Genomic DNA, 20163 nt, shown 5'->3' on the forward strand with positions numbered 1-20163 from the left:
TGAGGTCACGCCGTCCGGGTAGGTGATCGTGGTGTCCTTCGTGGGCAGGGGCAGGAATCAGGCTTTTCGCTCGGTTTCGGGGGTGAGAGCTACCGTGTTGTCGACACGCCGTCGTCGCACGCCGACCGTGACACCGATGGAGGCGACCGTGACCAGCACCAGTGCGATAACCTCGCGAGGGCCGAGCGCCTGGCCTAGCACCAGAAGGCCGGCGAGGGCGGCCACGACGGGTCCCAGGGCGGAGAGCACGCCGAAGATGCGCGTGGATAGCCGCCGCAGTGCGAGCATTTCCAGGCCGTAGGGAAGGGCGCTGGATAGCAGTGCCACACCGATGAAAACCGGCAGCACCATGGGTGAGGCCGCTATTCCGCTGGTAGCGGCTGTGACCCCGAGCGGCAATGCGATGACCGCTCCGATCGCCATGGAGACCGCCAGGCCTCCGACGCCTGGTACCAGTCGCCCGACGCGTGCACTGGCGAGGATGTAAAGGGCCCAGAAAGCGCCCGCGCCGAGCGCGAAGAGGATGCCTGCGAGCGAGAGGTCGGTGCCGGCGCCAAGCCCCAGGAGAAGGACACCGGCGAACGCCAACAGGGCCCAGGCGGCATCGGTGAGGCGCCGGGTCTGTACGAGGGCAAGCAGGAGTGGCCCGGTGAATTCGAGCGTCACGGCCACACCGATCGGAATCTCGCCGATGGCGAGGTAGATCAGGGTGTTCATGCCGGCCAGTGCGATGCCCAGCACGGTCGCGGCCGCCCATTGCTCCCGCTTCCACCGGCGAACTCTCGGTCTGACGGAGATCAGCAGGATGAGCGCTCCGAAGACCAACCTAAGAAGAGTCGCGCCGGTGGGACCCACGGCATCGAACTGGGTCTGAGCCAACGCTGCACCGAACTGGACGGACAGCACAGCGGAGATCATCAGCAGGGGCGCTGGGACGGACGGAGAACGCCTGATCGCGATCACGCCTGGACCTCTTCGCGGTCATCGGTCTGAACGCCCTCGTGCACTTTCACTGCGTAATGCTCCATTAGTGCAGTATACTGCACGAATGGATGAGAAAGCTGCTGTGCTCGCTACAGCCATTGGTAGTCGCGTGAAGGATGAGCGATTGAACCGCCGATTGACCCTTGACCAGCTGGCTGAAGCTACGGGTGTGAGTCGTCGGATGATCGTCAGTATCGAACAGGGTGCGACCAATCCGAGTGTGGGGACACTGCTGAAAATCAGTGATGCCCTGGGTGTGGGGTTGCCCGAATTGGTGGCACCACCCCGTAGCTCCCCTGTCTCTGTCATACGCAGCGGCGAAGGGGCCGCTCTGTGGACGGGTGATCTGGGTGGCTTCGGGGTCCTCGTCGCCGGCACCCGTTCACCGAATGTCCTGGAACTGTGGGACTGGACGCTCGAAGTTCAGGAACAGCACGTCAGCGAGGCCCATTCGGCCGGAACGATGGAACTCCTACAGGTACAGCAGGGCACGATCACCATCACCGTAGCCGGTGAGCCTTTCACGCTGGGTGAGGGCGATGCGCTGACCTTTCCCGGCGATGTGAACCACAGCTACGTGAACCACAGCGAAACCAAGGCACGGTTCTTACTGGCCGTCTTCGAGCCCGGTGTCGGATTCACCCAGAAAGAGGGCACCCATGACTGAGGCACGGCAGCATCAGGATTTCCTCGAAGCCGCCCGTGTCGACGAGGCGGTCTTCGCACTCCGCCCCGACTACCGGGCATTGCTGATCGCCGTCGACGGGCTGGTTGCCGGCCCCAGTGACGCCGAGAGCGAGGCGCTGCTGCAGAGAGCAGAAGCCGCCGCCGGTGCCTGGCTGGCGGAGCGACCGGTTACGGAGCTCCCCCATGTCGTGTCGTGGCGGGAGGCGTACCAGGGCTTCGGTGCGAAGCCGAACCGCACCCGTAACAGCCTCGAAGCGCTCCTGCGCCGTACGCCTGTGGGCCTGCCGCGCGTGAACCGCCTGACGGACATCTACAACGCGATCTCGGTACTGCACCAGATCCCCCTCGGCGGCGAGGACCTCACCCGGTACCAGGGCTCCCCCGCCCTCATCCGCGCGACCGGGAATGAAATCTTCGACACCGCCAGCAACGGCGAGATCGTCATCGAGCATCCCGAGCCGGGAGAGGTCGTGTGGATGGATGACGCAGGCGTGACGTGCCGCCGCTGGAACTGGCGACAGGGCAGACGCACTCAGCTCACCGACGACACGACGTCGGCCCTGTTCATCCTCGATGCCCTGGCACCTCTGACCGAGGATGACCTCACCGCCGCAGCCGATGACCTGTCCGGTCACCTGGGGCGGCTTGGACCCAACGTGACGATCACCCGCCGCCTGGTCACCCCCGGTACTGCCAGTGCACCCGGTATTGCCAGTGCATCCGGCCTGCTCGGTGAGGAGGGTCGATCATGATCCGGTCGCGGGCGGGTGGTCCCGTCCCTCCGTGGGGTCTGGCGGTCACCGCGATGCTGTCCGTGCAGCTCGGCTCAGCACTGTCGGTGGATCTCATCGGGCAGGTCGGAGCTGCCGGTACGGCCTGGCTCCGACTGAGCATGGGTGCGGTGATCTTCCTGATCATCGCCCGACCACCCCTGTCCAGGGTGCGCCGCCCCGACGTCCCGGTCCTGCTCGGACTCGGGGTGACGACCGGGCTGGTGACCATCGGATTCCTGTCCGCACTCGAACACATTCCGCTGGGCACCGCGGTCGCGATCGAGTTCCTGGGCCCGCTCTCCGTCGCCGCCCTCCGAAGCCACTCGGCCCGAGCGCTGATCTGGCCGGGGCTCGCCCTGTGCGGGGTCATCCTCCTCACCGAGCCGTGGCATGGTGACGTGAACCTTGTCGGCGTCATGTACGCGGCACTGGCAGCGATCGGCTGGGGTATCTACATCATTCTGACCCAGCGGATCGGTGATCGGTTCACGGGAATCTCCGCCCTGTCCCTGACCATCCCCGTCGCTGCCCTGACAGCTGCGATCATCGGCATCCCGCAAGCAGCCGGTCACATGAACCTCGGCGTCCTTGCAGTAGCTGCGGGTCTGGCAGTCCTGCTGCCCGTGCTGCCCTTCGCACTCGAGATGCTGGCCCTACGACGCCTGACTGCCACCGCCTTCGGAACCCTCATGTCGCTGGAACCGGCCATGGGGCTCCTACTCGGCCTGATCGTCCTCCACCAGCAGCCCTCCCCCATCCAATTCGCCGGGATCCTGCTGGTCGTCCTCGCCGGCGCAGCAGCCCAGCGCGGAGGCCGCCGAACCCGATCCTTCGAACCAGCACACAGCACACCCGAACTCGGATCCACCCCCTAGGCGCGTTCCACACAGGGCCTCCCCCGCGTACTGCACTTCATCCCACTTCGCCTACGTTCCCCACCACCCCCTGGGAGTCTTCACATGTTCACCGGGCTCAGCGCCTTTCCCCTCACACCCCTCCACCACGACACCGTCCACGAAGAGTCCTTCACCCGCCTGGTCGACCGGCTCGCAGCGGCCGACGTCGACTCGATCACGGCACTGGGATCAACCGGCTCGTATGCGTACCTCACCTGCGAGGAACGGCACCGCGTCGCCCAGCTTGCTGTCGCCCACGCTGCTGGAACCCCGGTCTTCGTCGGCATCGGAGCCTTACGGACCTCACACGTCCTCACCAATGCAGCCAACGCGGAAAAGGCCGGCGCGTCCGGTCTTCTGCTGGCGCCGATGACGTACCAGCCGCTCACCCCCGATGATGTGTTCGAGCTGTTCCGAACCGTCACCACACACTCCTCTCTGCCGGTCATCGTGTATGACAACCCCGGGACCACGCACTTCATGTTCGCTCCTGAGCTCTATGGACGGATCGCCGAGCTGCCCGGCATCGCGTCCATCAAGATCCCTGCTGTACCGGCGGACCCCGAGCAGGCGCAGGCCCGTGTCAGGAGCATCAGGGCCGTCATCCCCGACCACGTGAGTATCGGCGTGTCCGGAGACGCCAGCGCGGCTGCCGGCCTGGCCGCCGCATGCGACACCTGGTACTCGGTCATCGGCGGTACCCTGCCCGTCCTTGCCCGGACGATCACCCGGGCGGCCCAGGAGGGCCGGATGTCCGACGCCGCCACCGAAGCCCACCGGCTCGCACCCTTGTGGGATCTGTTCACCGAGTTCGGGGGAAGCATCAGGGTCGTCGCCGCCATCGCGGAGCACCTCGGGCTCGCACCCTCAGCGAGCCTGCCCCTTCCCATCCAGGGCCTGACCGAGAGCCAGCGTCACCGGGTCGCCGAGGTCATCGATGAGCTCGGCCTCGACCAGTAGACGCCGACCGGGAGTTCCAGGCCGGATGAGGCGTCGGGTGAGCGATCACCGTGGTGCGCTGATCCGGTATGTCTTTGCCGCGACACTGGTGCGCAGCGCCGACGGCGGCGCGGTCGTCGCCATCGTGCTCCTGGCGCATGCTGTCGGGCTGCCCGGCTGGGTCGCCGGGCTTCTCGGGGCGTCCATCACAGCACCCCATCTCCTCGGCCCTTTTATCGCCCGCCGCCTGGACACCGCCCGGGACGGGCGCACAGTGATCGCAGTGTCCGCAGTCCTCCACGGGCTGCTGCTCGGTGCCGCTGCACTGCTCCTGCCGATCACCTGGGCGCTCTGGCCCGCTGTTCTGCTGTTCGTGTCCGGCATCTTCGGGCCGATGCTCACCGGCGGGATCAGTAGCCGCCTGCCTTCCATCGCCGGTCCTGACCAGCGTGCCCAGCGCAGGGCACAGAGCTGGGATGTGGCGACGTACGGTTTCAGTGGGACACTCGGACCGGCCGTGGTGGCATGGATCTCGGCAACATCCAGTCCCTTGACAGCGACGCTGGTCCTCGCCGCAGCAGCCATCCTCGGCGCGGCGGCAGTGCTGGCGCTCCCCCGGCAGGCTCCACCCGACCCGGCGGTCGACGTCCCCACACCCCTGCGGACCCTGGGGAGTATCTGGAGACACGGTCCGCTTCGCCGCACGCTCGGACTCACCGTCACGGTTGCATTCTCGGTCGCCGCGCTACCGATCTACGCGGTCGCGATCGCCCCGGCCATGGGCGGCGCGTCATCGGCCGGTCTGCTGGTTGCCGGATACGGCGTCGGGAACCTGCTCGGATCGGCCGGCCTGATGCTCCGACCGCTGCGCGGGGACGCCGATCGGTTGATGACGTCCTTGTCCGTCCTCGTCGCCGTCACGCTGATCCTGGTCATCCTCGGTCCGAATCTCCCGGTGTTGCTTCTCGCTTTCGGCCTGGCTGGGATCGCCAACGCGTTGTTCTTCGCCGCGACGTTGGCCGCCCGCAGCGAGTACGCGCCCCGCGCGGCACGCGGGCAGGTGTTCATCTGGGTGGGAGCCCTCAAGATCGCGGCAGGATCCGCCGGCACCGCCGTCGCCGGCGCCATCACAGGCTCCGCCGGCTGGGCACCGCTCGCCCTTGCGACAGTGCTCACCATCCTTGCCGGTGGCATCAGTGCCGTCGGACGAACGCGAGCGCTCTCGCGTCGTTCCGGCTAGTCCGTCCCGGCGCCTCTCGAAACCGGCAACCAAGCTCACACCTCACGAAGGTACCGGCGACACCAGCGATCGCCGGGTCACCGTGATGCACTCTTCTGTCGCATCGGCGGAGGATTCCTGAACACCTGACACGAGGTGGGTTGTGGAGCTTTCAGGTGCGAAGGATCATGCAGTGCCGCGCAGCCCGAGCTTTGAGTTCCAGCCCCCGCTGTGCAGCTGCTCGAATCCGTCCAGGAGCAGATCAAGGGCAAATTCGAACTCGAATTGGTCGTCGCAGCCCTGCCCCACGACCGAAGCGTCGTCGTGGGCGCTCAGCGCGGCGATGGTAGCGATGTTTGGATACAGTTCGGCCATCTGTTGCAGCATCTCGGACTGGACGGCCGGTGGCATAGCGACCGGCGTCGCTGCCGCGTGCACAGCGGGGTCGTCGAAGAGCTCCTGCGTGAACCCCCACATGCGGCCACCGATGGCATGCATGGCGTGATGCGTGAGATCGGCCGAGAATCCCCCCTCGAGGAACATTCCGATGAACGAATCCCAGTACGCGAGCACCGCGGGGGTCTTGGTGGTACGCGACTCGATGACCCGGCGCGCCCAGTGATGCCGCTGGAGCGCGCGTCTTGCCGAGAGCACCCGCAGGCGAACAGCGCTCTTCCAATCAGCACCGGTTTCGGGAGGATCGATCTCCGCGACGATCGCCTCGACCATGCCGTCGAGGAGTTCTTCCTTGTTCGAGACGTGCTTGTACAGGGCCATCGGCACTACCTGAAGTTCCTGGGCGAGCCTGCGCATGCTCAGCGAGTCGATGCCGATTTCGTCGGCCAGGGAGACGGCGGCCTGCAGGACGCGGTCCCTGTTGAGGCGGACACGCCGGTCAGCCTTGAGTACGTCGGTCATTCGCCCAGCCTTCCTGTCATCCGCCCATGGATTCATCAACGGGAGTACGGCGTACACCTTACCTCCTCTTGCCTGCGGTAGGGCTCGATTCCACGGTCGGCGGTGGTTCGACCGACCGCCTCCCTCCAAGAAAGGGACTTCTTGCCCCGTTCGGATGACACTTCTTGACAGGAGTACGGTGTACACCTTACGGTTCCTTACATAGGTGTACGCCGTATACTTCCGTTAAGAGGAATCATCATGAACCTGTCCAGATCCACCGCCGTCACCGCTGGCGTGTTCTTCCTGCTCACCGAGGTAGGCGCGATCGTGGGAGCTTCCCTCTACAGCCCGGTCCTCACAGACATCGGTTACATCACGGGCCCCGGGGCGGATGTCAGGATCCTGTTGGGCGGGTTCTTCGAACTGCTCCTGGTGATTGCCGCCGTCGGGACCGCTGTGACGCTGTATCCGATCCTCAAGCGCCAGAACGAGGGGCTCGCACTGGCGTTCTTTGCGGCCCGACTGTTGGAGGCCGCGGTCATTCTCGTGGGGACCCTCAGCTTGTTGACGATCGTCAGGCTTCGCCGGCAGTTCGCCGCCGGCGCAGGCGCGGACCCGGAGGTACTCTCCACCATCGGCTCCTCGCTGGTGGCTCTGCGCGAATGGACGTACCTATTCGGACCGAATTTCGCCCTCGGTGCCGCCTCGCTTCTCCTGGCCGCCCTGATGTACTCATCGCGTCTGGTGCCCCGTCCAATCGCTGTCCTCGGGCTCGCCGGCGGTACGATGATCTCCCTCTCTGCAGTCGCCGTGATGTTCGGCGCCTACGACCAGTTCTCCCCCCTTGGGCTGATCGTCGCGCTCCCCGTCTTTGCCTGGGAGCTGAGCCTGGCACTGTGGCTCATCGTCAAGGGCTTCCGCCCGGTGAGCTTTCTGATCAGCCGCCCGGCCGTACTCGACGTAGCAACGGCTAAACGATGAAGGCTGCTGAATCCGGCAGGTTGGACCTCCGGACGTAGTGACGGTGACGGGGGTGCTGACGCCACTGCCGCGCGCTACAAGGTCCCCTGACGTGCATGCGAGTACCGTCGGGGCAGCAGATCACCGTGCGCCGGCCCGGCACCTGGACTCGGGCGCGTTCATGGCCCTTGAAGCACCTGGGCGCCAATGCGTCCAGATGCCCCTGCGAACCGCCGAGCTGCAACGACCCTGGAAGTTGACACAATGACTCGAAACTTGCCTCGTACCGACACGCGGGCAGCTGAGCGGTCGGTGGTCATCATCGGGGCCGGTTACGCCGGCGTCATGGCCGCCAACAGGCTGCGTTCCTCCCTGACAAATGAGGAAGCGGAGCAGATCCGGATCCTCGTCATCAACCCGCTCGGGTCGTTCGTCGAGAGAATTCGGCTTCACCAAGTCGCTGCCGGCACGACCCGGACCGCCTCCATTCCGCTGAGCGATGTACTTCACTCGGACGTCCGACTCCTCGAAGGAATCACCGTTCTCATCGATCCTGGGAGTCAGGTCATCACGGTTGAAACCGCGGTCGGCCGACTGACGCTGCACTACGACTTCTTGGTGTACACCGTTGGAAGTCTGGCCTCCAACTCGGTTCCCGGGGTAAGCACCTATGCCCACACCATCGCTGATGCCGGCGGCGCCCTCCGAGCACAGGCAGCGATCAAGAATGCCCGTCCAGGCATGCGCATCATCATGGTGGGAGGCGGATACACCTCCATCGAGGCAGCTTCCGAGATAGCGGAGCAACACCCGGACGCTGTCATCACCCTGCTTTGTGGTGGAGAACTTGCAGAATCGATGACACCCCGCGCCAGGGCAAGCGTCCGGAAGTCACTGGAACGGCTGAACATCATCGTCAGGTCAGGAGTACGCGTCATGTCAGTGACGCAGCAGGGCATGGTTACGGATTCGGGTGAACTGATTATTGGCGATGTTTGTATCTGGGCTGCTTCCTTTGCCGTTCCCAAGCTCGCGAAAGACAGTGGTCTGGCCACCGACTCCTCGGGGCGGCTCAAGGTCGACGCGTGCCTGAGGGCATGGAATCACCCGAACATCATCGGTGCCGGCGATGCCGCTGTCATGCCACGTACCGCAGGCGGCCATCTGCGCATGGGGTGCGCGGCGGCGCTTCCGATGGGAAGCTCCGCCGCCAGGACTGTTCTTGCCCAGCTGAGAGGAGTCGAACCGGAACCAGCGTCCATCGGGTACGCCCTGCAGTGCCTGAGTCTTGGCCGGCTGGACAGCTTCATCCAGGTCGTCGGGCCCGACGATTCGCCCCGGAAACTGTGGGCTCGTGGCCGTACCGGTGCCTGGATGAAAGAGGCCATCTGTCGGATGACCGTGAGGGCACTGCAGGAGGAACGGATCCGGCCCGGAGCCTACAAAGCACCGAAAGGACCACGAATTCCCCCACGGATGGACATTTCCGCACCCGCAGGACCCTGATCATGCCGACGGTTCAACCGCGAGGTGAAGGTTGCACGATGTCAGCGGACCACGTGGACGCTATGGGCACCCCCATGTCTGAGCACGATGCACGATTCCGGACCTACTTGCAGACCTGCCGCGACGCATCTGTCCCCTACCAATGAGTGGGTACGTCGAGTACCGCCTTCGGAGGTTGAACCCAGGTCAGCTGTGATGCGACAACCTCAATCGGTGCACTAGTCTCCGCGGTCCTGGAAGACGTCGGGGATGCCGTCGTTGTCGATATCGATCTTTTCCTGCTCGTCGATGCGGCGGTAGTACTTGTTGCGGCTGCGCAGCACCACGCTCGACAGCAGCGCTGCCGTCAACGACGCCGTCAGAATGGCCACCTTCGCGTGGTCGTCATGCTCGCTCCCGGCGCCGAAGCTGAGGTCGTTCACCAGCAGCGATACGGTGAAGCCAACGCCCGCGAGGATCCCGACGCCGAAAAGGTCCCACCAGCTGAGACCCGGATCCAGATCCGCCTTCGTGGTCCTGGTAACGATGAACGTCGTCAGCATGATGCCCAGGGGTTTGCCAAGCACGAGAGCCAGTACGATGCCGATGAGGACCGGATCGGCCAGTGCGGAAGCGAACCCCTGCACTCCCCCGATGCTGACTCCGGCCGAGAAGAACGCGAAGACGGGAACCGCGAACCCCGTGGAGAGCGGACGGAAGCGGTGCTCGAGTACTTCGGCAAGGCCGGGTTTGTTGGGCCTGGGCAATGCCGGTCTACCGTCGGGCGTCCGGCGCAGCACCGGGACGCAGAAGCCGAGCAGCACGCCGGCCACCGTGGCGTGCACCCCGGATGCGTGCATCAGCGCCCACGTCGCGATGCCGAGCGGCAGGAGGATGAGCCAGGGGCCGCGCGTGGTGGCGCCGAAGAACTTCGGGCTCCGCTGCGCCAGCAGGGCGAACAGCCCGAGCGGTAGGAGCATCCACAGGAGGAAGACAAGGCTCACGTCCTCCGAGTAGAAGAAGGCGATGATCGCAATCGCTATGAGGTCGTCCACCACTGCGAGCGTCAGGAGAAAGACGCGAAGGGCGCCCGGCAGGTGCGAACTGATCACAGCGAGGACGGCCAGGGCGAAGGCGATGTCCGTCGCGGTGGGGATGGCCCACCCGCGCAGGGTGTCGGGTGAGGACAGGTTGACCAAGGTGTAGATGAGCGCAGGAACGACGACGCCGCCGAAGGCCGCGGCAACGGGCACGATTGCGCGGCTGATCCGCCGAAGGTCACCGGCAACGAACTCGCGCTTGAGTTCGAGCCCGGTGAGGAAGAAGAACACGGCCAGGAGCCCGTCGGACGCCCATACGCCGACGGACAGCTTCAGGTGCCACGGTTCGTAGCCGAACTCGAGGTCGCGGATCGCGAAATAGGCGTCGGCAAAGGGTGAGTTCGCCCAGATTATCGCTATCGAGGCGGCGATGAGCAGCAGGATGCCACCCACGGTCTCCTTGCGCAGGATTTCCGCGATGCGTAGGTACTCCGGATAACTGGAGCGCTGCAGGACCACGGAAGGAAAACGCCTGGACCGATCCGGCTTGCTGGCGGACATGCCGACTCCTCTGGCTTGCAGAACTGACTTTTCCCCAGGGTTGTGATGTGGGGCACTATAAATATAGGATACATCTAGTTCCTATATAGGAAGGGGATTCGCCGATGAATACCCAGCAGCTCTTCCCTCAGCGGGATCTTGTTCGCTTCGCCGCTCAGGCGTTAGCCGCCCGGGGCGTCCCACGAGAGGACGCGGACCTCACGGCCCGCTCGCTCGTCCAGGCGGACCAGCGCGGCATCTATTCCCACGGCTTGCTCCGGCTCCCCCTGTATTGCGAGGCACTGCGGCTCGGAGGCATCAACCCCGCGCCCAAGCTGAAGTTCTCGAAGGACCAGGGCAGTGTTGCAGTACTCGACGCCGATGCCGCGCTCGGTCAGGTCGCGATGCAGGCTGCCGTAGACCGCGTGATTCGAGTCGGGCGCGAGCAGGGAATTGCCGCCGTGGCCGTCCATAACAGCAGCCACTATGGTGCAGGCGCCTTCTGGAGCGATCAGCTCGCCGAGGCAGGCTTCCTGTCCTTCATCACCTCATCCACTGGACCGGTCGTGGCGCCTCACGGCGGTACGAGCAAGGTCCTCGGCACCAATCCGCTGACACTCGGTGTACCCAGCGCGTCCGGGTGGCCACTTACCGCTGACCTTGCGACCAGCAACGGCGCCTACGGCAAGGTGATCGCCGCGAAGAACGAAGGTACTCAGTTGCCCGAGGGCTGGGCCGTCGATGCCGACGGCAACCCGACCACCGACCCCGTTGAAGCGGAGAAGGGATCGATGATCCCCTTCGGCGGACACAAGGGTTCTGCGGTCGCCGTCCTGCTCGAGGCCTTCGCAGCCTCCCTGACGGACGCGACCTTCGCTTTCGAGACGGTCGATATCTGGTCCAACCCGGCATCGCGGATGAACAACGGCCATCTGGTGATCGGTCTCGACACCGCTGCCTTTGCCGGCTCGGAGAAAACTGCATCGCGGGTCGCAGCCCTCCAGGACCGGGTGCGCTCCTCGGGTCCAGGTGGACAGCCCGTCGACGCTCCGGGAGATCCGGAGCGTCGTCGCCAGGAGGAAGCTGCACAGGCAGTCCCCTTGCCACCCTCGACCGTAAGCCAACTGGCCGCCCTGGCCGAAGAGCTGTCCCTATCGCCCCTCGAAACGCATTCAGCACCGTAACCACCAGCACCGTAACCACCAGCACCTTCGAAAGGATCAAGCAATGACGCTCGAAACTCACCCCACCAACAATTCCACGGGTCGCCGACGCAACCGGAAGATCGTCCTGGGCGTTGCCGCAGCAGCAGCCCTGCTGCTGTCCGGTTGCAACGTCGGCGCTCCCGTCGACAGGGACAGCGTGGAAGAAGTGGATACAGAAGCCAAGACGCTGCGACTGGCTCACGTCTACGACGCCGGTCACCCGGTTGAAGAGTGTGGCGTCGCCACCCTCAAGGAGGAGCTGCAGGGAAGCGGTCTGCAGATCCAGAGCTTCCCGTCCGCGCAGTTGGGCAACGAGTCCGAGCTGCTCGAACAGGTCGCTTCGGGCAGCCTCGACATGGCCGTTGCGGGCCCGTCCTTCCTGGGGGTATGGGAGGAGAACGCGGCAGTTCTCGATGCGGCGTACCTGTTCGACGACGTCGACCACTTCGTCGAGACCGCCAACGGTGAGGAGATGCAGACTGTCTTCGACGACCTCTACGAATCCTCGGACATCAAGGTCCTGTCCAGCTGGTACTACGGAACCCGCCACGTGACGGCCAACAAGGAAATCAGCTCAGCAGCGGACTTCGCCGGCCTCAAGATCCGGACACCCAACGCTCCCCTCTACCTGACGAACATCGGTGCGATGGGCGGAACGGCTACTCCCATGGCGCTCGACGAGGTCTACCTCGCCCTGCAGCAGGGCGTCATCGACGCCCAGGAGAACCCCATCCCCACCATCGCCACCGCAAAGTTCAACGAGGTCCAGGACTACATCAACCTCACCGGTCACATGGTTCAGGGCGTCGAGATCACCACAGGGCGCACCGTCTATGAAGGGCTCACGGACGACGAGAGCAGCGCACTCGAGGGTGCGATGCAGACTGCAGCGGATGCCACCCGCGAGTGCGTCGAGGAGCAGGAACAGTCCATCCTCGAGGAATGGAAGGCCGGAAGCGGCATTCAGGTCAATGAGGACGTCGACCGGGATTCCCTCGCCGCCGCAGCAGGGGAAGCGATGCGGCAGCAGCCCTGGGGCGACCTCTACGAGCAGATCCAGGCCTCTCGGTGAGCGAAGCGGTGAGCCCGCAGCCGTCCTCGGGCAATGAGAACAACCTCGCCACCGGACTGCGGGTTCCGCAGGAACCCGATGACCCGGACTTCCCGGAGCAACGGGTCGCCCTCTACCGGTACCTGGTCGTCGCGGAGAGGATCGCCGCGTGCACGTTCCTCGTGGGCACGCTCGGCCTGATCATCCTGCAGGTCGTCAGCCGCTACATCTTCAACACGCCCTTCACCTGGACGGAAGAGCTCGCCAGGTTCGCCCTGCTGTGGTTCACCTTCGTCTCCGCCGGATTCGTGATGGCGCGCCGCATCCATATCGCGGTCGATATCGTCGCCAGCAAATTGGGGCGACGAGGAACGGTCGTCCTCGACACCTTCGCCCTGCTCATGGTCATCATCGCCTCAGGGATGATGGCCTACGCCGGCGCAGGATTCGCGGCCGAAGCAGCGCGGCTGCAGGCCCCGGCGACATCGTTGCCCATGAGCCTGGTCTACAGCTCGGCGGTAACAGGATTCGTGCTGATCTGTTTCCACGCCCTCGTGCACATGTACCTCAACATCCGCCATCCGGAGCTCGTACCGGATGCGATGGAAAACCTCGAACGGGAAGCGGTCTAGGAAGCAAACATGACTCTACTCATCATGGTGATCAGCCTGTTGCTGCTCCTCGCCCTCCGCGTTCCTGTCTCCTTCGCGCTCCTGATCCCCTCCCTCGGGTACGTCATCACGGACCCATCCGTACAACTCGGAACCGCCGTCCAGCAGACCGTCTCGGGTGTCGACAGCTTTTCGATCCTGGCCGTCCCGATGTTCATCCTGTTGGGAAACCTCGCCAACGTCTCGGGCGTCACCGACAAGCTCTATGACGCCGCGGTCGCCGCAATCGGCCATCTGCGAGGCAGCCTGGGCTATGTCAATGTGGCTACCAGTTTCGGTTTCTCGTGGATGAGCGGTGCCGCCATCGCCGACGCTGCCGCAATGGGTCGGGTGCAGGTGCCCGCCATGGTCAAGCGCGGCTACAAGCAGGAGTTCGCGCTCGGAGTGACTGGCGCTTCGAGCCTGATCGCCCCCATGATCCCGCCGAGCATTCCAGCAGTGATCTATGCCGTCACGGCAGGCGTGTCCGTAGGGGCCCTGTTCATGGCAGGCATCGTCCCTGCCCTCATCCTGGTCGCCGCGCTGTGCGCCACCGTCTGGATCCTGATGCGGAAGAAGAACGAACTCCGCCTGCCCAAGGCAACCTGGGCCACCCGCGGTAAGACGGCCCTCGGCGCAGTGCCGGCCCTCGGCTCCGCCGTGGTGATCCTGGGTGGGATCCTCAGCGGCATCTTCACCCCCACGGAAGCAAGCGGTATCGGGGTCGTCTACATCGCAGTCCTCGCCGTCATCTACAAAGCACTCTCCTGGCGGAAGATGTACCGCACGCTGCTGACGACCGTCGAGACCTCCGGCTCGGTCCTCCTGATCGTCGCCGCAGCGGCGCTGTTCGGTTGGGTCCTCGCCAGGGAGCAGGCACCACAGGTCGCCGCAAACCTCATCCTAGACATCACGAACCAGCCGATCATGTTCCTGATCCTCGTCAACGTGCTGCTGCTCCTGGTGGGCTGCGTGCTGGAGCCGACGGCTGCGATCCTGATCCTCGTCCCGGTCCTCCTGCCCGTCGCCGAGACGTTCGGGATCGATCCGGTCCACTTCGGCATCATGGTCATCTTCAATCTCCTGATCGGACTGATCACCCCGCCCGTGGGGTTGGTGCTGTTCGTCCTGTCGAGCGTGACGAAGGCACCGGTGCCCGTCGTCATCAAGGGAATCCTGCCCTTCTTCGCCCCGATGGTTCTGACCCTGCTGTTCATCACCTTCTTCCCCGTCATCACGCTCGGCCTGCCGGTCCTGCTCGGCTTCCTCTGACACTCACCGACCAACCCCCAAGGAATTCCTCATGTCGAAAATCGAGTCCGTCCGCACCACCGATGTCCGCTTCCCCACCTCGCTCGAACTGGACGGTTCGGACGCCGTCAACGTCGACCCGGACTACTCCGCGGCCTATGTCGAGATCACCACGGACGACGGTGAGAGCGGCTACGGCCTGGTCTTCACCTGCGGCCGCGGCAACGAGATCGTCACCGCAGCGATGGACAGCTATGGTGAGCTCCTCGTCGGCCGGGATACCGACGAACTCGTCAACAACCTCGGGGAGTCCTCACGGCGCCTCGTCCACGACTCCCAGATGCGCTGGCTCGGCCCCGAGAAAGGCGTCTCGCACATGGCCGCCGGCGGCCTCATCAACGCAATGTGGGACATCCGGGCAAAGCGGGAGAAGAAGCCACTGTGGCTGCTGCTGAGCGAGATGTCCTCGGAGGAGATCGTCAGCGCCGTGGACTTCACCCACATCCGCAATGCCCTCACCCCAGAGGATGCCACTGACATCCTCGAGAAGGGACAGGTGGGCAAGGAGGTGCGCATAGCGGAACTCAAGGCGGACGGCTACCCGGCCTACACCACCACACCCGGCTGGCTCGGCTACAGCGACGAGAAACTGGTGCGCCTGTCGAAGGAAGCGGTGGCGGACGGCTTCGGCATGATCAAGCTCAAGGTCGCCGGCAGCATCGAGGACGATCGCCGCCGTCTGTCCCTGGCACGCGAGGCAGTGGGGCCGGACGTCCGGATCGCCATCGACGCCAACCAGCGCTGGGAGGAGCAGGAGGCCATCGACTGGGTCAACCAGCTCCAGGACTTCCAGCCCTACTGGATCGAGGAACCGACGAGCACCGACGACATCCTCGCCCATGCAGCCATCCGCAAGGCCGTCCACCCCATCAAGGTGGTCACCGGTGAAGCTGTCCAGAACCGCATCATCTTCAAGCAGATGCTCCAGGCTGGAGCTATCGACATCATGCAGATCGACTCGACCCGCGTCGCCGGCGTCAACGAGAACATCGCCAACCTGCTGCTCGCGGCCCGCTTCGAAACGCCCGTGTGCCCGCATGCGGGCGGCGTCGGGCTGTGCGAACTGGTGCAGCACTTCTCCTTCTTCGACTACGCGGCCATCACCGGCACCATGGAGGACCGCGTCATCGAATACGTCGACCACCTCCACGAGCACTTCACCGAACCGGCAGTCGTCTCCAACGGCCGCTACCGAGCGCCCGAGCTTCCCGGCATCGGTGCCGAGATGCTGCCCGAGTCCACCTCACGCTGGTCCTACCCCGACGGCGCGGTCTGGCAGGAACTGAACGCCCGCTGAGCTCTCGAAAGGATCTGCCATGAACACGACCACCCTGACCATCGCCACCACGTCCGAGGAGGTGGACCACGCCGCGAGGAAGGCTCACACTGCTTTCCTCGCCATCGCCGACGAATCCCCCTCGACACGAGCCGCACGGCTGAATGCCATCGCCGATGCCCTCCGCGCCAACGTCGACGAGCTGGTCGCACTTGCCGGAACCGATACGAATCTCGCCGAAGCCCGGCTCCAGGGAGAGCTGAAACGGTCCGCATTCCAGCTGGACCTGTTCGCCGACGAGGTTCGATCCGGCGTCGCCCTCGACGCCACCGTCGACCACGCGGATCCGGACTGGGGCATGAGCCCCCGCCCGGATATTCGCAGGGTCAACGTTCCGCTCGGGGTTGTCGGGGTCTTCGGGGCGTCCAACTTCCCCTTCGCGTTCAGCGTCATGGGAGGAGACAGCGCCTCGGCTCTCGCCGCGGGGTGCGCCGTCCTGCACAAGGTCCACCCCGGGCACCAGAAGTTGGCGCTCCGCACGGGGGAGATCGTGGTCGCAGCCCTCGCCGACGCAGGTGCCCCGACCGGACTGTTCGCCCTGGTGGACGGTCGCTCCGCCGCGGAGGCACTGGTCGACCATCCCCTCGTCAAGGCCATCGGGTTCACGGGCTCCACGGTCGGAGGCCGCGCGCTGTTCGACCGCGCCAACGCTCGCCCCGTGCCGATCCCGTTCTACGGGGAACTGGGCAGCATCAACCCGGTCTTCGTGCTACCCACCGCCTGGGACGCCCGTGCCGAAGAGATCCTTGCCGGCTACGCGGGATCTTTCACCATGGGCATGGGACAGTTCTGCACCAAGCCCGGCGTGCTCTTCGTCCCGGCTTCCGCCTCCGAGGAGCAGCTGCGCGGCACCCTGGGGACGGCGCTCGAAAAGGCCCCGCTGGCCAAACTCCTCACTCCCGGCCTGAGGGAGTCCTTCGGCAAGGCACGTGACGAGGTCGCATCGTTCGACGGCGTCCACGCTCTCGTGCCCGGCACCGATGACGAGGTACCCTCCCCCACCGTCCTGCTGATCGACGCCGAGTCCGTCGCGTCCAACCCCGAAGTGCTGCAACGGGAGATGTTCGGTCCCGCGACCGTGGTCGTGCGGTACGACGACGTCACGGACCTGCCCGAGCTCGCTGCGCAGATGGAGGGCCAGCTGACGGCAACGATCCACGCGGACGAGGGAGATTCGTCCGGCGAGCTGCTCTCGACGCTGACGGGTATCGCCGGCCGCGTGCTGTGGAACGGCTGGCCCACCGGGGTCACCGTCTCCTACGCCCAGCAGCACGGCGGGCCGTACCCGGCAACGACGGCGCCGGGCACCACATCCGTCGGCACGGCCGCGATCGGGCGTTTCATGCGCCCGGTCGCCTACCAGGACGTACCCGACGCAGCCCTTCCGCCAGCCCTTCAGGAAGCAAACCCCTGGGGCATCGCCCGCCGGGTCGACGGAAGAATGGAACCAGCAGGAGGAAACCGATGACACCGGTCGAACCGCAAGATGTCCTGCCGGAGGACGCCTCGGAGGCCCTGCTCATCGGCCGTCTGTGGGACCCGGAAACCCAGGGTCCCCGCCCCGTCCTGTTCCACGACGGCGCCCTGCTCGACCTCTTCGAATCCGCCCACACGGTTTCCGCACTGCTCAATCGTGACGATCTTCCTGATGTCCTGGAGCGTGGGCGGCAGGAGGCCCACCGCAGCTGGAACCTCCGGGACGTCCTGAATCCACCAGCTGGAAACCGCGACCATGCACCACACTTCCTCTCACCGGTGGACCTGCAGGCTGTGAAAGCCTGCGGAGTCACCTTCGTGGACAGCATGATCGAGCGCGTCATCGAAGAGCGGTGCGCCGGTGACATGACGCTCGCCGAACAGATGCGGACGCAGGTGCTGGAAGCGATCGGGGGGAGCCTCACCGGAGTACGCCCGGGCTCGGAGGAAGCCGCCCGGGTCAAGGAAGTGCTGGTCCGCGAAGGCTTCTGGTCGCAGTACCTCGAGGTCGGTATCGGCCCGGACCCGGAAGTATTCACCAAGTCCCCTGTCCTCTCGACTGTGGGAAGCGGCGAGGACATCGGCATCCCCTCCTTCTCCTCCTGGAACAACCCCGAACCTGAACTGGTGCTCATGGTCGACAACCAGGGCCGGATCCGCGGCTGCACCCTGGGCAATGACGTCAACCTGCGCGACATCGAGGGGCGCAGCGCACTTCTGCTCGGTATGGCGAAGGACAACAACGGGTCCGCCGCGCTCGGCCCCTTCATCCGCCTCTTCGATGACGCGTATACGCTCGACGACGCCCGGCAGGAAACCATCCGTTTGATCGTGAGTGGAGCCAACGGGTACACCCTCACCGGAACGAACAGCGTGCAGCGGTTGAGCCGCCCCTTCGAGGAACTCGTAGGTGCTGCCTTCGGCCGGCACCATCAGTATCCGGACGGTTTCGCCCTGTTCACCGGGACTCTCTTCGCCCCCAACGAGGACAGGAACGCTCCGGGCATGGGCTTCACCCACGAGACGGGGGACATCGTGCAGATCAGTAGCAGCCGCCTCGGTACTCTCACGAACAGGGTGCAACCGACAGAGGAACTCGCACCGTGGACCTACGGCATCGGCGATCTGCTGGAGTATGTAGTGAATGATGGACAAATCCGCCGCCGGGCAGCTACTGCTGGAACGCCATGACTGACAGCTCCCTCGATCTCGAACCCCGGGCGCGGCCCTCCGTCGACGTCTACGCGGCATTGCGGGCCAAGATCCTCGACCTTCAGCTGCCGCCCGACGAGAAGGTGAACATCGATGCCCTCGCCCGGGAATTCGGGGTCTCCCAGACCCCGGTCCGGGAAGCACTGAGTCAGCTCGAGGGTGACAACCTCATCATCAAGACCCCCGGCAAGGGGTACCGGACAACGCCACTGCTGGACATGGCCGAGCTCCGGGAACTGTTCGAGTTCCGGCTGATGGTGGAGCCGTGGGGCGCGCGTGTAGCGGCGGTGAACCGGCTGAGCAATCCGGCCCGAGCGCTGCAGCAGTCCCTCTCGACCTTCGAGTGCGGCACGGAGACCGCACCGAGTGTACGGCACCTCCTCGTGGCACACGACACCCAGTTCCACGACAGCATCCTGAGCGCCAGCAGCAATCAGTTCGCGCTCCACGCGTACCGCGCCACGCACTGCCACCTGCATCTCTTCCGCCTTCATCCGGCGGACTACCGGGGGAAACAGACGGTGGAAGAGCATCGGAACATCGTGGATGCGATCGGGGCCTGTGACCCGGACGCGGCGGAGGCTGCCATGCATGCCCACCTCATCGGGGCCTACCACCGCTTCGCAGAGGCATTCTCCCAGGACATCGGCCGGGGCCTGCGGGTTCCACCGACGGCCAGGCTCTACTGACCCGTCCGTTCCGGCTTCTCTTCTACCTCCAGGGGTGCATCATGGATACTTTCTCCGGCGTCCGCGCCATCGTCACCGGCGGGGCGTCCGGGATCGGCGCAGCCGTCACCACGGCGCTCCTCGACCGCGGAGCACGCGTCGCCGTCCTCGACCTCCGTATCGACGGCCTGCCGGAAACGGTATCGGGCCACCAGTGCGACGTGGGCGACCGCGCGTCCGTGGAGGCGGCCGTGCACGCGGCCGCGCTATCGCTGGGCGGAATCGACATCGTCATCAACAACGCCGGCATCGGTGCCATCGGCACGGTGGAGGACCACGACGACGAGGAATGGCTGCGCGTGCTGAGCGTGAACGTCGTGGGCCTCGCCCGCGTATCCACAGCCACCTTGCCGTACCTCCGGCAATCGGACCGCGCAGCGATCGTCAATACCGGATCCATCGCGGCCACCCATGGCCTTCCGCAGCGCGCCCTGTACACGGCGAGCAAGGGAGCCGTCGACGCCCTGACCCGCGCCATGGCCGCGGACCACCTGCGCGAGGGGATCCGGGTCAACTGCGTCAACCCCGGTACTGCCGACACACCCTGGGTAGGTCGCTTACTCGGCACTGCCGACGACCCCGACGGTGAGCGTCGGGCGCTGGAGGCCCGGCAACCGCACGGCAGACTGGTGCGTCCCGACGAGGTCGCCGCCTCCGTACTGTTCCTGGCCGACCCCGCGAACGGGTCGACCACCGGTGTCTCACTCGCAGTGGACGGCGGCATGCACAGCCTCCTCCTGCGGCCCGCCACCTGAGCCCCGCCCCCACTCC

Annotated in this window: 19 protein-coding genes; 16 read left to right on the forward strand and 3 right to left on the reverse strand. The window is 65.4% G+C overall.

The features are described from left to right. Nucleotides 1–57: 57 nt before the first annotated feature. On the reverse strand, nt 58–963 hold the full coding sequence (locus D6T63_RS17230; protein ID WP_235830831.1) for an EamA family transporter: 906 nt from the start codon (nt 961–963) through the stop codon (nt 58–60). An 85-nt stretch (nt 964–1048) separates the two neighbouring features. Here D6T63_RS17230 and D6T63_RS17235 point away from each other — a divergent pair, with 85 nt between their 5' ends. The 5 genes from D6T63_RS17235 to D6T63_RS17255 all read left to right on the forward strand — a co-directional run bounded on the left by D6T63_RS17235 (nt 1049) and on the right by D6T63_RS17255 (nt 5519). Next, nucleotides 1049–1651, forward strand: a complete 603-nt coding sequence (locus D6T63_RS17235) for a helix-turn-helix domain-containing protein (RefSeq protein ID WP_120150380.1) — start codon at nt 1049–1051, stop codon at nt 1649–1651. Beyond that, complete coding sequence (locus D6T63_RS17240) at nt 1644–2423, forward strand: B3/B4 domain-containing protein (protein WP_120150382.1); 780 nt, start codon at nt 1644–1646, stop codon at nt 2421–2423. The genes D6T63_RS17235 and D6T63_RS17240 overlap by 8 nt, the downstream gene beginning before the upstream one ends. Continuing rightward, entirely contained in the window at nt 2420–3319 is a 900-nt protein-coding gene (locus D6T63_RS17245) for an EamA family transporter (RefSeq protein WP_235830832.1), read from the forward strand. The genes D6T63_RS17240 and D6T63_RS17245 overlap by 4 nt, the downstream gene beginning before the upstream one ends. 84 nt (nt 3320–3403) lie before the next feature. Continuing rightward, a complete protein-coding gene (locus tag D6T63_RS17250; RefSeq protein ID WP_120150384.1) occupies nt 3404–4300 on the forward strand; it encodes a dihydrodipicolinate synthase family protein in 897 nt (298 codons plus the stop codon). 37 nt (nt 4301–4337) lie between these two features. Further along, the gene (locus tag D6T63_RS17255; protein WP_182977089.1) at nt 4338–5519 is read left to right on the forward strand and encodes an MFS transporter; all 1182 of its coding nucleotides are present in this window, start codon (nt 4338–4340) and stop codon (nt 5517–5519) included. A 165-nt stretch (nt 5520–5684) separates the two neighbouring features. On the opposite strand, the gene D6T63_RS17260 is transcribed toward D6T63_RS17255, so the two are convergent. After that, the gene (locus D6T63_RS17260) at nt 5685–6416 is read right to left on the reverse strand and encodes a TetR/AcrR family transcriptional regulator C-terminal domain-containing protein (protein ID WP_120150386.1); all 732 of its coding nucleotides are present in this window, start codon (nt 6414–6416) and stop codon (nt 5685–5687) included. Nucleotides 6417–6656: 240 nt separating this feature from the next. Here D6T63_RS17260 and D6T63_RS17265 point away from each other — a divergent pair, with 240 nt between their 5' ends. Both D6T63_RS17265 and D6T63_RS17270 read left to right on the forward strand, forming a co-directional pair. Beyond that, complete coding sequence (locus D6T63_RS17265; RefSeq protein WP_120150387.1) at nt 6657–7379, forward strand: DUF4386 domain-containing protein; 723 nt, start codon at nt 6657–6659, stop codon at nt 7377–7379. A gap of 255 nt (nt 7380–7634) precedes the next feature. Then, on the forward strand, nt 7635–8864 hold the full coding sequence (locus D6T63_RS17270) for an NAD(P)/FAD-dependent oxidoreductase (RefSeq protein ID WP_182977090.1): 1230 nt from the start codon (nt 7635–7637) through the stop codon (nt 8862–8864). Nucleotides 8865–9082: 218 nt separating this feature from the next. Here the strand turns inward: D6T63_RS17270 and nhaA are convergent, their stop codons facing one another. Then, the gene (gene nhaA, locus D6T63_RS17275; RefSeq protein WP_120150391.1) at nt 9083–10444 is read right to left on the reverse strand and encodes a Na+/H+ antiporter NhaA; all 1362 of its coding nucleotides are present in this window, start codon (nt 10442–10444) and stop codon (nt 9083–9085) included. Nucleotides 10445–10548: 104 nt separating this feature from the next. Between nhaA and D6T63_RS17280 the strand changes: the two genes are divergently transcribed. From D6T63_RS17280 to D6T63_RS17320, 9 genes are read left to right on the forward strand one after another with little or no spacing between them, the layout of a single operon-like run. Next, nucleotides 10549–11607 (forward strand): Ldh family oxidoreductase, encoded by a 1059-nt coding sequence (locus tag D6T63_RS17280; protein ID WP_120150393.1) that lies wholly within the window; start codon nt 10549–10551, stop codon nt 11605–11607. Between the two features lie 43 nt (nt 11608–11650). Then, on the forward strand, nt 11651–12700 hold the full coding sequence (locus D6T63_RS17285; RefSeq protein ID WP_120150395.1) for a sialic acid TRAP transporter substrate-binding protein SiaP: 1050 nt from the start codon (nt 11651–11653) through the stop codon (nt 12698–12700). Next, on the forward strand, nt 12697–13311 hold the full coding sequence (locus D6T63_RS17290) for a TRAP transporter small permease (RefSeq protein ID WP_235830833.1): 615 nt from the start codon (nt 12697–12699) through the stop codon (nt 13309–13311). Before D6T63_RS17285 ends, D6T63_RS17290 begins: the two co-directional genes overlap by 4 nt. 9 nt (nt 13312–13320) lie before the next feature. Continuing rightward, nucleotides 13321–14601 carry a TRAP transporter large permease gene (locus D6T63_RS17295; protein ID WP_120150397.1) on the forward strand — a complete coding sequence of 427 codons (1281 nt, stop codon included), beginning with the start codon at nt 13321–13323 and terminating at the stop codon, nt 14599–14601. A gap of 31 nt (nt 14602–14632) precedes the next feature. Beyond that, nucleotides 14633–15937, forward strand: a complete 1305-nt coding sequence (locus tag D6T63_RS17300) for an enolase C-terminal domain-like protein (protein ID WP_120150398.1) — start codon at nt 14633–14635, stop codon at nt 15935–15937. Between the two features lie 19 nt (nt 15938–15956). Further along, nucleotides 15957–17444 (forward strand): aldehyde dehydrogenase (NADP(+)), encoded by a 1488-nt coding sequence (locus tag D6T63_RS17305; RefSeq protein WP_120150400.1) that lies wholly within the window; start codon nt 15957–15959, stop codon nt 17442–17444. Continuing rightward, on the forward strand, nt 17441–18643 hold the full coding sequence (locus tag D6T63_RS17310) for a fumarylacetoacetate hydrolase family protein (RefSeq protein ID WP_120150402.1): 1203 nt from the start codon (nt 17441–17443) through the stop codon (nt 18641–18643). The genes D6T63_RS17305 and D6T63_RS17310 overlap by 4 nt, the downstream gene beginning before the upstream one ends. Next, nucleotides 18640–19353, forward strand: coding sequence for a GntR family transcriptional regulator (locus D6T63_RS17315; RefSeq protein ID WP_120150404.1), 714 nt, complete (start codon nt 18640–18642; stop codon nt 19351–19353). The genes D6T63_RS17310 and D6T63_RS17315 overlap by 4 nt, the downstream gene beginning before the upstream one ends. A gap of 41 nt (nt 19354–19394) precedes the next feature. Beyond that, nucleotides 19395–20147, forward strand: coding sequence for an SDR family NAD(P)-dependent oxidoreductase (locus tag D6T63_RS17320; protein WP_120150406.1), 753 nt, complete (start codon nt 19395–19397; stop codon nt 20145–20147). Nucleotides 20148–20163: the final 16 nt, after the last annotated feature.

The organism is Arthrobacter cheniae (genome assembly GCF_003602275.1).
GTDB classification, from domain to species: Bacteria; Actinomycetota; Actinomycetes; order Actinomycetales; family Micrococcaceae; genus Arthrobacter_D; species Arthrobacter_D cheniae.

Bases quoted from the DNA above. Each gene is read 5' to 3' on its own strand.
- D6T63_RS17235 (WP_120150380.1), top strand. From the start codon at position 1,049: ATGGATGAGAAAGCTGCTGTGCTCGCTACAGCCATTGGTAGTCGCGTG.
- D6T63_RS17240 (WP_120150382.1), top strand. From the start codon at position 1,644: ATGACTGAGGCACGGCAGCATCAGGATTTCCTCGAAGCCGCCCGTGTC.
- D6T63_RS17245 (WP_235830832.1), top strand. From the start codon at position 2,420: ATGATCCGGTCGCGGGCGGGTGGTCCCGTCCCTCCGTGGGGTCTGGCG.
- D6T63_RS17250 (WP_120150384.1), top strand. From the start codon at position 3,404: ATGTTCACCGGGCTCAGCGCCTTTCCCCTCACACCCCTCCACCACGAC.
- D6T63_RS17260 (WP_120150386.1), bottom strand. From the start codon at position 6,416: ATGACCGACGTACTCAAGGCTGACCGGCGTGTCCGCCTCAACAGGGAC.
- D6T63_RS17265 (WP_120150387.1), top strand. From the start codon at position 6,657: ATGAACCTGTCCAGATCCACCGCCGTCACCGCTGGCGTGTTCTTCCTG.
- nhaA (WP_120150391.1), bottom strand. From the start codon at position 10,444: ATGTCCGCCAGCAAGCCGGATCGGTCCAGGCGTTTTCCTTCCGTGGTC.
- D6T63_RS17280 (WP_120150393.1), top strand. From the start codon at position 10,549: ATGAATACCCAGCAGCTCTTCCCTCAGCGGGATCTTGTTCGCTTCGCC.
- D6T63_RS17285 (WP_120150395.1), top strand. From the start codon at position 11,651: ATGACGCTCGAAACTCACCCCACCAACAATTCCACGGGTCGCCGACGC.
- D6T63_RS17295 (WP_120150397.1), top strand. From the start codon at position 13,321: ATGACTCTACTCATCATGGTGATCAGCCTGTTGCTGCTCCTCGCCCTC.
- D6T63_RS17300 (WP_120150398.1), top strand. From the start codon at position 14,633: ATGTCGAAAATCGAGTCCGTCCGCACCACCGATGTCCGCTTCCCCACC.
- D6T63_RS17305 (WP_120150400.1), top strand. From the start codon at position 15,957: ATGAACACGACCACCCTGACCATCGCCACCACGTCCGAGGAGGTGGAC.
- D6T63_RS17310 (WP_120150402.1), top strand. From the start codon at position 17,441: ATGACACCGGTCGAACCGCAAGATGTCCTGCCGGAGGACGCCTCGGAG.
- D6T63_RS17315 (WP_120150404.1), top strand. From the start codon at position 18,640: ATGACTGACAGCTCCCTCGATCTCGAACCCCGGGCGCGGCCCTCCGTC.
- D6T63_RS17320 (WP_120150406.1), top strand. From the start codon at position 19,395: ATGGATACTTTCTCCGGCGTCCGCGCCATCGTCACCGGCGGGGCGTCC.